This is a genomic window from Allobosea sp. 47.2.35, from assembly GCF_024655635.1.
Lineage (GTDB): Bacteria > Pseudomonadota > Alphaproteobacteria > Rhizobiales > Beijerinckiaceae > Allobosea.
The window spans coordinates 16,621-29,467 of the sequence record NZ_JANLGI010000033.1; the positions used below are offsets into that span (position 1 = coordinate 16,621).

A 12,847-nucleotide genomic window follows, 5' to 3' on the forward strand; every position below is an offset into this window, starting at 1 on the left:
TCCTATGGCTTGGGAGCGAAGGGGCTGACCCAGCCGCCGCTTTTCGCGGGCGCCTTCGGCGGGAAGGCCTGCGCGAGATAGTCGAGCAGGGTCTTGCGCATGTCGGGATCGGGCTCCGGCATGCTGTGCTTCTCGGTCATCCAGTTGAGCGTCTCGTCCCAGCGGGCGCGATCCATACCCTGCCGGCCGACGACCTTCATCGAATGGCAGGCGATGCAGTAGCCGAAGGTCTCTTCACGGCCAGGGAAATCCGGCAGCGCCTCGGCGGTCTCCTCCTGCGCGAAGCCGGCGGAAGGGGCGAGGAGGATGGCCGCGAAAGCGGCCATCCGAAGCGATTGCGCAAGCACCATCGTCAGCCCACCATGATGGCGATGCGATGGAGCGGGTTGGAGCCGTAGCCCTGCGGGTTCCAGTTGGTCGCGACATGCGGCTGGGCGACGCCGCGGGAATCGGTCGCGCGGGCCCAGAGCTCGAAATAGCCCTCGCTCGGCAGCTTGATCTTGCCTGTCCAGCGCACCCAATCGTAGCGGTTCTTCGGCTTGGCGAGCGTCATCGCGTGCCAACGCTGGCCGGCATCGAAGGAGACCTCGACCTTCGTGACATTATGGTCGCCGGCCCAGGCCGCGCCGCGCAACGCGACCTCGCGCGTCGCCGCCGGCAAACGCGTGCCGTTGGCGGGCGCGCTGATGATCGAGCGCACCGGCATCGAGGTCAGGTCGGCGAAATTGGTCTTGCCGTCGGCATTCGAGCCGGGGACCAGCGGGACGGTGGGCACGCGATAGGAGGTGCCGCCCATGCCTTGCCCGTCATGCGGCGTCGCACGGACGAGGATGCGGTTCAGCCATTTCGACGAGAGCGAAGCCGGCCAGCCCGGCACGACGAGACGCAGAGGGCCGCCATGGATATGCGGCAGCGGCTCGCCATTCATCGCCCAGACGATGAGGCAATGCGGCTCCAGCGCCTTCTCGATCGGCATGCCGCGCGAGATCGCGTCCTTGGTGGTGTCGCCGGAGAGGTGCGGATCGGCGCCGAAATGGCCGGTGAACTTGGCGGAGGACTTGAGGCCCGCAGCCTTCAGCACGTCGGTGAGGCGTACGCCGGTCCATTCGGCGCAGCCGGCGCCGCCATTGGTCCACTGGTTGCCGCGGGCCGCCGGCTGGTAGAAGGAGCGGCCATTGCCGCCGCATTCCAGCACCATGCGGAAGGTCTGCGGCTTGAAGCGGGCTTTCAATTCCTTGACCGTCAGGGTCAGGGGCTTCTCGACCTCGCCCTCGATCTTGAGCTGCCAGCCATCGGCATCCTTGATCGGCTCCGGCACCTGGCCGTTGTTGCGGATGAAGAATTTCGAGATCGGCGTGGTGTCGTCGTCGAGCAGGCTCTCGGGCGTCTCGGCGACGAGCGGGCGGTCGCCAAGCAAGGTGAGGCCCTTGTCCTTGCCGGGATAGTCGAAGGGCTGCGGTCCCTTGGCCGGCGCGGCAGCCGGAGCAGCGCCCTGGGCGGCGGCAGGCGAGATCGGGGACAGGCGCGGCACGCCGCCGACAGCGAAGCCCAGCGCAGCGAGGCTGCCGCCGAGCAGAAGACGTCGCGATGTGCGGGGGGTATCGGTGGCGCCGGCAGCAGGCACGGCATCGGTATCGGCAGCGCCCTCGCGCAGGTCTGCTTCGTTGAGCATGGCGTTTCTCCCGAGGACATATTCCTCACTGGAGACGACGCTTCAGGCCTTCGATTTATTCCAAGCAGAGAGAAAAAATGTTTCAGCCGAGGCAGGCGGGGCCGACGCTGCGCGCCTCGGCCAGCGCCGCCACCTGCTCGCGCGGGATGCCGGGCTCGTCACGCGTGATCCGGGCGACGAGCGCGGCGATGCCGTCGAGGCGGGCCGGGTCGATGCCGCGCCCGAGCAGGGCATAGCTCGCGCGCTCGCCGCGCCAGGCGCGGATCGCGAGGCCGTCGCGATCCTGAATCGCCGGCTGGAGCGGCAGCGCCGCCTCGACAGGCGCGATCCAGAGGCCGACGCGGCAACCGTTCGGCCCGACATAGCCGGCGAGCATGCCGCCGCCGCGGCGCCCCGCCGGATCGAGCGAAAGATGGACAAGACGCAGCGAGGCGAGCGTGAGATCCGGCAAGGCCCCGGCATCTCCACCCGCCAGCTCGACACCGAGGCGCGGCGCCTCACTGGGCGTGGCCTGCGCGAGCCAGAGCTGATGTGCGGCGACGGCAGCCGAAAGCGGCGAGCCCGGCGACTGCCGGTCGCCGAGACCGAGCGAGGCAGCGCCGACGAGCAGAGCGAGACAGGCCGCGGCAGCCCAGGGCAGCCAGCGCGCGACGCGCGGACGGGCTTGCGGCAGCACGAAGGGCGGCGCAGCTGGCATGGCCGATGCGGCTTTGACGGTGGCGCGCAGCTTCGTCAGCGTCGCGACCTGCGCCGCGGCCTCGCGATCATGAGCAAGCGCCGCCGCGACCCTGGCGGCTTGATCGGGCTCCAGCTCGCCGTCGACATAGGCGTTGAGCGTGGTCCAGGAGAGGAGGTCGCGTTCAGTCACTGATCGTTGGCTCGTTTGCGCTGCCGCGCGGCGAAGGGGCGGACGGCCCCGCCCTCGATCGCATTCAGAAGCAAAAGCCGCGCCCGGCTGAGGCGGCTCATCACGGTCCCCACAGGCACGCCCAGGATATCCGCCGCCTCGCCATAGCGGAAGCCTGCGAGATCGACCAGTTCGATGACCTCACGATAAGGCTGCTCGAGGCGCTCCAGCGCCTGCCGGACGGTGATGACCGCGATCATGCGGTCGTCATGGCGCCATTGCTCGTCTTCCAACGCCTCCTCGGCCGCCAAAGCGCCGGTCTCGCCGCGGCGATGCTCGTCGATCCAGATATTGCGAAGGATCGCGAAGAGCCAGGCCCGGACGCGCTCCGCTTCCTCCGGCGGCGCGGCGGCGAGCGCCTTGGTCGCGCAGGATTGCAGGAGGTCGGCCGCGCCATCGCGATTGCCGCTCAGGCGCAGCGCGTAGGAGAACAGGCGCTCCCAGTTCTGGCGCAGCGCGCGCTCGACGATGATACGCAAGGACGGAGACCCCCGCAGCGATTTCGCCTGTCTAGCGCAGCCACCGGGAGGCTCCAAGCCTCGCCGAGTGCAACGTCTCAACGGAAAAGCCCCGCCGGCTGAACCGACGGGGCTTTTCGTAGCTTGTTATGACGAGGCGTCGATCAGGCCGCGTCGGCGCGGTCGGCGTTCATCACCTTGGCCCAGGCCGCGACGAAATCGTCGACGAACTTGCGGGCATTGTCGTCCTGGGCATAGACCTCGGCATAGGCGCGCAGCACCGAGTTCGAACCGAAGACGAGGTCGACACGGGTCGCCGTCCACTTCACCGCGCCGGTCTTGCGGTCGCGGATCTCGTAGAGGCCGTTCGCCGTCGGCACCCAGCTGTAACGCATGTCGGTGAGGTTGGCGAAGAAGTCGCTGGTCAGCGCACCGACACGGTCGGTGAACACGCCATGCTTCGTGCCGCCATGATTGGTGCCGAGCACGCGCATGCCGCCGAGCAGCACGGTCATCTCCGCCGCCGTCAGGCCGAGCAGCTGGGCCCGGTCGAGCAGCATCTCCTCGCCGGTGACGGCATAGGCTTCCTTCTGCCAGTTGCGGAAACCGTCGGCGAGCGGCTCCAGCGGGGCGAAGGAATCCGCATCGGTCTGCGCAGCGGTGGCGTCGCCACGGCCGGGCACGAAGGGTACGGTCACGTCGAAGCCCGCAGCCTTCGCCGCCTGCTCGACGCCGACATTGCCGGCGAGCACGATGACGTCGGCGACGCTCGCGCCGGTCGCGGCCGCGATCGGCTCCAGCACAGTCAGAACCTTCGCCAGGCGCGCCGGCTCGTTGCCGGCCCAGTCCTTCTGGGGGGCGAGGCGGATGCGGGCGCCGTTGCTGCCGCCGCGCTTGTCGGAGCCGCGGAAGGTACGGGCGCTGTCCCAGGCGGTCGAGACCAGATCGGCGGTCGAAAGGCCGCTTTCAGCGATCTTCGCCTTGACGGCACCGACATCGTAGCCGACGCGGCCGGCCGGGACCGGGTCCTGCCAGATCAGCTCCTCGGCCGGGACGTCCGGGCCGAAATAGCGCGACTTCGGCCCGAGATCGCGATGGGTCAGCTTGAACCAGGCGCGAGCGAAGGCATCCGAGAACGCGTCGAAATCGTTGAGGAAACGCTCCGAGATCGCGCGGTAGGCCGGATCGACCTTCAGGGCCATGTCGGCATCGGTCATCATCGGGTTGTGGCGGATCGCGGCGTCCTCCACGTCGGCGGGCTTGTCCGCATCGGCGATCGAGACCGGCTCGTACTGCCAGGCGCCGGCCGGCGACTTGCGCAGCTCCCAGTCATGGCGGAACAGCATCTCGAAGAAGCCGTTGTCCCAGCGCGTCGGCTGCGTCGTCCAGGCCCCCTCGATCCCGCTGACGACCTGGTCGCGGCCGATGCCGCGGCCCTTCCGGTTCATCCAGCCGAGGCCCTGGTCCTCGAGCGAGCCGCCTTCCGGCGCCGGGCTGAGATTGCCCGCGTCGCCATTGCCATGGGCCTTGCCGATGGTGTGGCCACCGGCAGTGAGGGCAACCGTCTCCTCGTCGTTCATCGCCATGCGCGCGAAGGTCTCGCGCATCATCGCGGCGGTCTTGAGCGGGTCCGGCTTGCCGTTCACGCCTTCCGGATTGACGTAGATCAGGCCCATCTGAACGGCGGCCAGCGGGTTCGCCAGCGTCTTGGCATCAGCGACATCGCCATAGCGATTGTCGCTCGGCGCAAGCCACTCCTTCTCCTCGCCCCAGTAGATGTCCTTTTCGGGGTGCCAGATGTCCTCGCGGCCAAAGGCGAAGCCGAAGGTCTTGAGGCCGGCGACCTCATAGGCGATCGTGCCGGCGAGCGCGATCAGGTCGGCCCAGCTGACGCGGTTGCCGTATTTCTTCTTGATCGGCCAGAGCAGACGGCGCGGCTTGTCCGTGTTGGCGTTGTCCGGCCAGGAGTTCAGCGGGGCGAAGCGCTGGTTGCCGGTGCCGGCGCCACCACGGCCGTCGGAGATGCGGTAGGTGCCGGCGGCATGCCAGGTCATGCGGGCCATGGTGCCGACATAGCTGCCCCAGTCGGCCGGCCACCAGTCCTGGCTGTCGGTCATCAGCGCGCGCAGATCGTTCTTCAGCGCCTCGACATCGAGCTTCTTCAGCTCCTCGCGATAATTGAAGTCCTTGCCGAGCGGATTTGTCTTGCTGTCCTGCTGGTGGAGGATGTCCAGGTTCAGGGCGTTGGGCCACCAGCTGGTGACGGAACCACCGGTCTGGGTCATCCCACCATGCATGACCGGGCACTTGCCGGCCTTCTTCACGTCGCTGCCGTCCATGATATCCCCCTTCGGAGCCTGCTGAATCGGGTCTTTCCGGAAGGCATCTGACGCCTCATGCCGGAAGGCAGCGCATCCCACATCCGCCATCGCAGATGCCGCGCCACTCCATTCGAATGGTTCTAGGGAAAAGCTATCATAATGAGAACTTGAATTTTCAAATCAGAACGATAGTTTTTTCAAATGATATCGATCAAGCATCTCCGCTATTTCGCGGCCCTGGCGCAGCATCGCCATTTCGGCCGCGCGGCGGATGCCTGCGCCATCAGCCAGCCGGCGCTATCGCTGCAAATCAAAGATCTTGAAGAGCTGTTGGGCGCGCAACTGGTCGAGCGCGACCGCCGGCAGATCCGGCTGACCAGCCTCGGCGAAACCTTTGCCGGGCGGGCTCAGCAGATTCTGCGCTCGGTGGATGAACTGGCGGACCTGGCGCGGGCCTCGAACCCGTCGCTGAGCGGCCGTTTGCGCATCGGCATGATCCCGACCGTCGCGCCCTATCTGCTGCCTGCCGTGATCCGGCGTCTGACGGAGCGCTTTCCCGCAGTCGACCTGCGCCCGCGGGAGGCGGTGACCGGCAAGCTCACGGAAGACCTCATCTCCGGTGGGCTCGACATCGCCGTCATGGCCTTGCCGGCGTCGGAGCCCTCCTTGCAGGATCATCCGCTGTTCGACGAGGAATTCGTCCTCGTCCGGCCCGTCGCCGACCGGCACAAGCCGGCGCCGGGAATCGACAGCCTGCGGCAGATGCGCCTGCTGCTGCTGGAGGAAGGACACTGCTTCCGCGACCAGGCTCTCGCGTTCTGCAACATGACATCGGGGCTGGCGCAGGACCCGATGGAGGGCAGCTCGCTGGCGACGCTGGTGCGCATGGTGGGCGCCGGCATGGGCGTCACCCTGATCCCGGAGATGGCGATCGCGGCGGAAACCTCCGCCGTGGAGGTCAGCATCGCGCGGCTGGCCGAGCCGCGGCCGGCACGCCGAATCGGACTGGTCTGGCGCAGGACGAACCCGCTTGCCCAGCATTTCACGGAGGTCGGCGACATCGTTCGCGAGGAGCACGCCATGCTGCGGCGGCACGATGGCGCCGTGCGACCACCGCAGCCCGGCAAGCAAGCCTGACAAAAAAGGCGGCCCGTTTCCGGGCCGCTGATTCGTCCTCAGCTGGTTGGTGGCAGCCGCTTACCAGCCACGGTAGCGACGATAGTGGCCCGGAGGCGGGCCATAGGCGCGCGGCCCATAACCATAGCCCCGGCCATAATAGCCGTGACGGGGGCCATAGCCGTAGCCGCCGCGCCCATAGCGCTGCTGCCGCTGGGTCTCGCGCATGATCATGTGCCGCCGTTCGGCAGCCGCCGACCAGGTGTATTCCGCGTCCTGCTTGTCCAGCTGCCGGGCGGTCGAGGCCGGCAGATCCTGCGATGCCATCGCCGGGGCCGCCAGCACCATGCCGATGCCCAAAGCAGCGAGGGTGAGGAATTTACGCATAAGCTTTCTCCTTGAACTGACCGCATTAAACGCGCCAGCAGGCCAACGGTTCATGAACCGGATTGTCGGCTTGTGTTCATCAAGCCGGGATGGCCGCCGGATTGCCCGGCGACCTGCCTGTGGGGTTTGCTGCGCGGCGCTTAGAACGTGGGATTGAGGCAGGGGCGCGGCACGCAGCCTCGATGTCGGGCGGAAGCCTTGCGCGCCGCTTTCGACTTTTCCACAAGGGCTATGAAGGGAGCTGCTTCTGCAAAGGCCAGAAGCGCTTGGCTGGGGCGCCAGGATTCGAACCTGGGAATGGCGGTACCAAAAACCGCTGCCTTACCACTTGGCGACGCCCCAATGTGCGGCGCCTTCTAGAACGCGGCGGCGCGGCGCGCAACCGTCAAGCAGCGTTGCTCCCGCCCCCACCGGAAGAATTCCTGCACAACCTGCAAACAGCCTGTTGCGCCCGAGCCGCGTGCTGGCTATAAGCCGCCCACCAGCGGATCGGAGTGTGGCTCAGCCTGGTAGAGCACCTCGTTCGGGACGAGGGGGTCGCAGGTTCAAATCCTGCCACTCCGACCAAAATTTCCCGAGATATTTAGAACAGTTGAGATGATGGCCCTTCGGGGCCTTTTTCTTTGACCGACAGAAATACCGGCAGTTTCAATCCCCGCGATGCGCTTCCGCCGCTCGCCCTCGGCCCACGCCTGCCCGCTCAGCGGGCTGCGATGATCTGCCCGCCTCATATGAAGGCGACAGCTTGAACGTTCCGTCCCGTCAGAGCTATAGCCACCGAATGGCAAGCACATTCGACATTCCCGCCGGCATTGAAGCGCTCATCTTCGATTGCGACGGCACGCTCGTCGATACCCTGCCGATCTATGCCAGCGCCTGGGCCCATGGTTTCCAACCCTCCGGGCATTCGATGCAGCGCGACTGGTACCTGGAGCGCGCCGGCTATTCCGAACATGCGCTCATGGACGAGTTCGACGCCGATCACGGTGTCAGGGTCGACCGGGAGCAGGTGATCGCGCTCATGCGCCAGCGCTTCCTCATGGATCTCGCCGCCGTTCAAGAGATCACCGCAGTTGCAGGCATTGCACGGACCTACCAGGGCAATCTTCCAATAGCCGTTGCTTCCGGCGGCTCACGCCAGATCGTTTCAGCCTGCCTCGAAGCGACCGGCCTCACCAAGCTGTTCGCGACGGTCGTCACGATCGAGGACGTCACCAGGCCGAAGCCTGCCCCGGACCTGTTCCTCGAGGCCGCTCGCCGCCTGGGGATCGAGCCGACGAAGTGCTGCGTCTTCGAGGATTCCCCGCAAGGCCTCGAGGCCGCGCGCAATGCCGGAATGCTCGCGATCGACGTCCGAAGCGTCTGAATACGCAGCAGAGATCACGCGCCAGAGACCAAGCCCACACCTCTCGGAAAGCATGCAAGGCGCTGTGCCTCGCGCCCCGAGATTCCCGCCCAGGCTTCGGCAAGGCGCATCGGCGGGACGGCACGCCCATCGTGCAATCGAATACCGGTTGATCAAGAGGGCTCAGTCGTCGGCGCAATGGAGAGCCGATCGCTCCCCCGGGACAAGAGGGCTATGTCGCGCTCTCCGCCGCTCTACTCGATGACCGGAGCTCGATCCGCCATCTCAAGGAAAATAGCGATGCAGGCCGCATAGCACATCGCAATCGTCAGCATTCCACCCTCCGGACGTCCAAACCGTCTCTCGTTTGAACTGACCATAGCATCAATATCCGTTCGCGTTCGCAGCAATCGTCGCCGCAACGCAACCAAAGCTCGCGCGATTGTCAGGGCGGCGATGTCCGGCGGCCGGCCTCAACCGAAGAGAACATCGACGCTTTGCGCGAAGGCCCACGGCAGCTGGCAAGAACCGTGCAGGTCCCTCCCGCGAGGAATTGAGAACGAGCCGCAATGACACAGATCGATTTCGGGATGGCACAAAGCTACCGCTCCCGCACCCTTTCCGAGAAGGCTGTGACCCTGCTCCTGGCCGGCGTCATCATCGTCGCACAGGCAGCCTGGATCGCGTTGATCGGCTACGGCGCCTGGCGTCTGCTGTTCGGATAGGCCCCGTCAGCACTCAGTCATGCCACTCGAGGGTGGGCGCACGATCGGCCAACTCGAGGAAGATGCCGAGGCACCCAAGCATGATCGTCATCGCGGTCAGCATCGCGCCATCCTAGGCAGCCCCGGAACTTCTGTTCCGGCGACCGCGATGATCCAGCTGCCCGCTTAATGCGCGGCTAAGGCGCAGCCTTAAGAAATGGTCAACTCATCCCACGGCAGGAACGCGCGGCGTCATCGCTTCGGCAGGGCGTCACCCATCCGTCAAACGGCATGACTATTGCGTCGGCTCCGAAACGGAGACCGACCATGCTGCGCGACTGCCCGACCGACGCGAAAGCCACCCTTGCCCTGATCGCGATTTCCGCGATCTGCATTCTGGGCTGGCTTGCCGATCTCGGGCTTTGAGCGCCTTTCATCCGCCGATTTGCCCCTGTCATCCGGTTCCGCCAGCCTCTAGACTGCAGCCGCGATGAATCGAATGGTTGGGCCATGAAGCGCGTTACTCTCCTTGCCGGCATTCTCGGACTGGCCGTTTTCCTGTCCGGCTGCGACAAATGCGGCAATTTCAGCCCGCTCTTCGGGCCCTCTGACACCAAGAGCTGCGGCGGCAAGCCGACCAGCTGAAGCCGCATCGCCAGAGATGAGCGACGAGATCGAATTCGACCGCAGCGCGACGACTGAATCCGGCACGGTCGCCAGCCTGTCGCCGCTGGTCCGCCGGATCATCGCCGGCAATAGCGGGCCGATGACCTTCACCGGCACCTGCTCCTACATCGTCGGCCGTGGTACCGTTGCGATCATCGATCCCGGGCCAGACGATGCCGGCCATGTCGAGCGCCTGCTGGCGGCGGTCCGGGGCGAGACGGTGAGCCATATCGTCGTCACGCATACGCATCGCGACCATTCTCCGGCCGTGCCGGCGCTGAAGGCGGCGACCGGCGCCACTGTGGTGGGCTGTGGGCCACATCGCCCGTCGCGAGAACTCGGGCCAGGCGAGGGCCGCGTCCTCGATGCCGCCGCCGACACCGATTTCGCGCCGGACTGGGAGATGCATGACGGCGATGCCGTCTCCGGTCTCGGCTGGAGCCTCGCCGCCGTCGCGACGCCCGGCCACACCGCCAACCACCTCGCCTTCACGCTGGCCGAAGAAGCGACGCTGTTTTCCGGCGACCATGTCATGGCCTGGTCGACCTCGGTGGTCGCGCCCCCCGACGGGTCGATGGCGGCCTACATGGCCTCGATCGAGAAGCTGCGCGGGCTGGAGCATGCCCGCTACTGGCCCGGCCATGGCGGCCCGGTCACCGAGCCGCAGCGTTTCCTGCGCGGCCTTGTCCAGCATCGGCGCCAGCGCGAGGCGGCTATCCTGAACCGGCTCGGCGCAGGCGACGAGACGATCGCCGCGATGGTGCCGGTGATCTATCAGGGCCTGGCCCCGGCCCTGCACGGGGCTGCCGCGCTCTCGGTGCTGGCCCAGCTCGAGGATCTCGTCCTGCGCGGCACCGTCCTGACCAGCGACGCCATTCCGGCCCTCGCCAGTCGCTACAGGCTCGCCTGACCGGCTCCGTCAGCGGCTCTCGGTCAGGAGGTCGATCTCATCGGCGAAAGCCGCGATCCGGGCCGCATTCGCGCCGAGATCGTGGCTGCCGAGGCGGGAGGCCGAGCGGATATCGATCCGGCTGCCATCGACACGCGGCCTGACGCGGATGGTGATGTCTTCGGAGAAGCGCAGGATGCGGCCGCGCGCGACGGCCTCGACCCTGCCGGCGCCGCTTCGCCCGCCCGGCCGCGCCGTTTCCAGCACCTGCCAGCCGAGCCCCAGCGCCGCCCGTCTGGCGAGATCGAAGGCAGCCTCCGCCGGCAATTCGAGCAGGATCGGCACGGCCTTGGGATAGGCCTGCCGCTGGAGGCGCCGACGCTCCGCGGGAACATCGGGCGGAATCCGCCCGGCGCGCGCGGTCAGCGCCGCCTGCGAGCGGCTGAAGGCCGGCGGATCGTCAATATCGGTCGAGACATCGGCCAGAGCCGGCCGGGTCACGAGCCGGACGACGACATAGCCGGCCGGCGCGAGCAGGATGAGCGACAGCAGCATCGCGCCGGCCGCCTTGCCGACGCCGCGATGACCGGAATGCCAGATGCGGATGAAGGCAAGGCAGGCGAGGCCGAGCGCCCCGAGCACGAGGATATAGGCGCCAGCGACCGGCGCGAGCCCTTCGATGCTCGGCTCCCGCAACCGCACGAGCAGCAGCGACAGCAGCAGAACCGCGCACGAGAACCACGCCAGCCGCCGGCTCCAGACGGCCGCGCGGGAAACCGGTTCCTCGAAGACGAGACGGCGGTGCATGCCCTTTCGTGCCCGTCGCGAAACCGGAAGGCAAGTCGCGGGACCCGCTAAGCGTAATCTTAATCAAATCGGCAATAAAACGGCAGGGCGAGGTCAGGCTACGGCCGGCCTCCCGACCTTCGTCACCGCCTTATCGCCGCCTGTCACGCCCGAGTCCCGCCGTGAAATTCTTCCCCTCGTCGATCCAGAACTACCTCGTCGCCACCATGGCCTGCCTGTGCGTGCCCGGCATCGGGGCGCTGGGCTACATGGCGTACCAGTCCATCGTGGACGTACGCACCAATATGGAACTGGCCGAGCTGGTCGAGGCCGACAAGGCCCTGCTGCTCGCCGGCAACGCGATCCGCACCGCACGCGGACAGGCGCAGACCAGCATTCAGGTCGCCGACGATCCGGCCGCGACGCTGAAGCAGATCGAGGACAGCAATCGCACCCGCATCGCCGATGCCGTCGCCCAGCTCGACGAGACCGGCCTGCCGGGCCGCAAGGAGCTGATCGCCGGCATCCTCCAGCAGCAGAAGCTGACCGAGGCCCGAATGGCCGATCTCTATGCCGAGGCTTCGAAGCCGAAGGCGCAGCGCAGCCTCGCCGCCACGATGCCCTGGTATAACGGCATCGGCGCGATCGAGGCCGCCATCGTCAAGGCCTCGGACGAGACCTCCAATGCCGCCCGCCTCGCCGACCCGATCCTCGCCGACCTGCAGGGCTTCAAGTCGGCCGGCTGGGACGTCCGCTCGAATTACGGCACGCAGTGCTCGGTGCTCCGCCCGGTCTTCGGCTCGGGCAAGGCGCTGGAGCCGGCGCAGATCCGCAGGCTCGGCGAGTTGCGTGGCGTCTCCAACACCTCCGGCGAGACGCTGAAGCAGCTCGCCTCCCGTCCCGGCGTCGGCAGCGAGCTCGCCCGGAATGTCGGCGTGATGTCGGCCGAGGTCGAGGCCTCGAACCGCAAGATGGACGAATTGATCGGCAAGCTCGGCCAGGGCGCCGGCCCGGTCATCGCGGCGGAAGAGTGGACGAAGCAGTGCAATGGCCCGTTCACCGCCATCGTCTCGGCCGTCACCCAGTCGCTCGACGACATGGTCGTGCGGACCGACAAAAAGCTCAGCGCCGCCTGGATCAAGCTCGGCATCGTCGCCGCGCTGCTGGCCACCCTGCTGGCGATCTGCGTGATGAGCCTGCGCGGCGTGCAGCGCCGGATCGCGCGGCCGCTGGTCTCGCTGAAGTTGGCACTGGATGAGATGCAGCAGGGCAATTTCGCCAAGGCCATCCCGGCCGCCCCGTCACCGGACGAGATCGGCGCGCTGAGCGGCGCGCTCGAGATCTACCGTGAGAACGCGCTCGCCCTCGAGCAGAACCGGCGCGACCGCGAGCTCGCGATGCTCGCCGATGCCGAGCAGGCCGCCCATGTCCAGAAGCTGCTGGGCGAAGTCGCCACGATCGTCGCCGATGCGCGCGAGGGCAATTTCTCCGGCAAGGCGCAGGTCGGCGGCATGGAAGGCCCGTTGAAGGAACTCGTGGAGGGCATCAACGAGATCAACGCGGTTGTTGACGGCGCGACGACGGAGTTCGCGGAGA

Annotated in this window: 13 protein-coding genes and 2 tRNA genes; 7 read left to right on the forward strand and 8 right to left on the reverse strand. The window is 67.1% G+C overall.

The window, feature by feature from the left end:
* Window positions 1–2: 2 nt before the first annotated feature.
* The 5 genes from NUV79_RS23755 to katG all read right to left on the reverse strand — a co-directional run bounded on the left by NUV79_RS23755 (window position 3) and on the right by katG (window position 5,376).
* The gene (locus tag NUV79_RS23755; RefSeq protein ID WP_257735548.1) at window positions 3–326 is read right to left on the reverse strand and encodes a hypothetical protein; all 324 of its coding nucleotides are present in this window, start codon (window positions 324–326) and stop codon (window positions 3–5) included.
* A 26-nt stretch (window positions 327–352) separates the two neighbouring features.
* Entirely contained in the window at window positions 353–1,672 is a 1,320-nt protein-coding gene (locus NUV79_RS23760) for a sulfite oxidase (RefSeq protein WP_257735549.1), read from the reverse strand.
* 82 nt (window positions 1,673–1,754) lie between these two features.
* Window positions 1,755–2,540 (reverse strand): anti-sigma factor, encoded by a 786-nt coding sequence (locus NUV79_RS23765; RefSeq protein WP_257735550.1) that lies wholly within the window; start codon window positions 2,538–2,540, stop codon window positions 1,755–1,757.
* Window positions 2,537–3,058 carry a sigma-70 family RNA polymerase sigma factor gene (locus NUV79_RS23770; protein WP_257735551.1) on the reverse strand — a complete coding sequence of 174 codons (522 nt, stop codon included), beginning with the start codon at window positions 3,056–3,058 and terminating at the stop codon, window positions 2,537–2,539. The genes NUV79_RS23765 and NUV79_RS23770 overlap by 4 nt, the downstream gene beginning before the upstream one ends.
* Window positions 3,059–3,201: 143 nt before the next feature.
* Window positions 3,202–5,376 carry a catalase/peroxidase HPI gene (katG, locus tag NUV79_RS23775; protein WP_257735552.1) on the reverse strand — a complete coding sequence of 725 codons (2,175 nt, stop codon included), beginning with the start codon at window positions 5,374–5,376 and terminating at the stop codon, window positions 3,202–3,204.
* 183 nt (window positions 5,377–5,559) lie between these two features.
* Between katG and NUV79_RS23780 the strand changes: the two genes are divergently transcribed.
* Window positions 5,560–6,495 (forward strand): hydrogen peroxide-inducible genes activator, encoded by a 936-nt coding sequence (locus NUV79_RS23780; RefSeq protein WP_257735553.1) that lies wholly within the window; start codon window positions 5,560–5,562, stop codon window positions 6,493–6,495.
* A 60-nt stretch (window positions 6,496–6,555) separates the two neighbouring features.
* Here NUV79_RS23780 and NUV79_RS23785 read toward each other — a convergent pair whose 3' ends face one another.
* Together NUV79_RS23785 and NUV79_RS23790 are read right to left on the reverse strand one after the other, a co-directional pair.
* Window positions 6,556–6,861 carry a hypothetical protein gene (locus NUV79_RS23785; RefSeq protein WP_257735554.1) on the reverse strand — a complete coding sequence of 102 codons (306 nt, stop codon included), beginning with the start codon at window positions 6,859–6,861 and terminating at the stop codon, window positions 6,556–6,558.
* A 267-nt stretch (window positions 6,862–7,128) separates the two neighbouring features.
* Window positions 7,129–7,203, reverse strand: a tRNA-Gln gene (locus NUV79_RS23790).
* 148 nt (window positions 7,204–7,351) lie between these two features.
* On the opposite strand from NUV79_RS23790, the gene NUV79_RS23795 reads away from it, so the two are divergent.
* From NUV79_RS23795 to NUV79_RS23815, 5 genes are all read left to right on the forward strand, one after another.
* A tRNA-Pro gene (locus NUV79_RS23795) sits at window positions 7,352–7,428 on the forward strand.
* 178 nt (window positions 7,429–7,606) lie between these two features.
* Window positions 7,607–8,227: an HAD family hydrolase gene (locus NUV79_RS23800; RefSeq protein ID WP_257735555.1), complete on the forward strand. Its 621-nt coding sequence runs from the start codon at window positions 7,607–7,609 to the stop codon at window positions 8,225–8,227.
* A 548-nt stretch (window positions 8,228–8,775) separates the two neighbouring features.
* Complete coding sequence (locus NUV79_RS23805; RefSeq protein ID WP_257735556.1) at window positions 8,776–8,931, forward strand: hypothetical protein; 156 nt, start codon at window positions 8,776–8,778, stop codon at window positions 8,929–8,931.
* Between the two features lie 489 nt (window positions 8,932–9,420).
* Entirely contained in the window at window positions 9,421–9,555 is a 135-nt protein-coding gene (locus NUV79_RS23810) for a hypothetical protein (RefSeq protein WP_257735557.1), read from the forward strand.
* 16 nt (window positions 9,556–9,571) lie between these two features.
* Window positions 9,572–10,486, forward strand: a complete 915-nt coding sequence (locus NUV79_RS23815) for an MBL fold metallo-hydrolase (RefSeq protein ID WP_257735558.1) — start codon at window positions 9,572–9,574, stop codon at window positions 10,484–10,486.
* A 9-nt stretch (window positions 10,487–10,495) separates the two neighbouring features.
* On the opposite strand, the gene NUV79_RS23820 is transcribed toward NUV79_RS23815, so the two are convergent.
* Complete coding sequence (locus NUV79_RS23820; protein WP_257735559.1) at window positions 10,496–11,272, reverse strand: DUF1499 domain-containing protein; 777 nt, start codon at window positions 11,270–11,272, stop codon at window positions 10,496–10,498.
* 161 nt (window positions 11,273–11,433) lie between these two features.
* Here NUV79_RS23820 and NUV79_RS23825 point away from each other — a divergent pair.
* A partial coding sequence (locus tag NUV79_RS23825; protein ID WP_257735560.1) for a HAMP domain-containing protein occupies window positions 11,434–12,847 on the forward strand: 1,414 nt, incomplete at its 3' end.

Coding starts and splice junctions, on each gene's coding strand:
- NUV79_RS23820 (WP_257735559.1), bottom strand. CDS start 11,272: ATGCACCGCCGTCTCGTCTTCGAGGAACCGGTTTCCCGCGCGGCCGTC.
- NUV79_RS23785 (WP_257735554.1), bottom strand. CDS start 6,861: ATGCGTAAATTCCTCACCCTCGCTGCTTTGGGCATCGGCATGGTGCTG.
- NUV79_RS23780 (WP_257735553.1), top strand. CDS start 5,560: ATGATATCGATCAAGCATCTCCGCTATTTCGCGGCCCTGGCGCAGCAT.
- NUV79_RS23805 (WP_257735556.1), top strand. CDS start 8,776: ATGACACAGATCGATTTCGGGATGGCACAAAGCTACCGCTCCCGCACC.
- NUV79_RS23755 (WP_257735548.1), bottom strand. CDS start 326: ATGGCCGCTTTCGCGGCCATCCTCCTCGCCCCTTCCGCCGGCTTCGCG.
- NUV79_RS23810 (WP_257735557.1), top strand. CDS start 9,421: ATGAAGCGCGTTACTCTCCTTGCCGGCATTCTCGGACTGGCCGTTTTC.
- katG (WP_257735552.1), bottom strand. CDS start 5,376: ATGGACGGCAGCGACGTGAAGAAGGCCGGCAAGTGCCCGGTCATGCAT.
- NUV79_RS23760 (WP_257735549.1), bottom strand. CDS start 1,672: ATGCTCAACGAAGCAGACCTGCGCGAGGGCGCTGCCGATACCGATGCC.
- NUV79_RS23815 (WP_257735558.1), top strand. CDS start 9,572: ATGAGCGACGAGATCGAATTCGACCGCAGCGCGACGACTGAATCCGGC.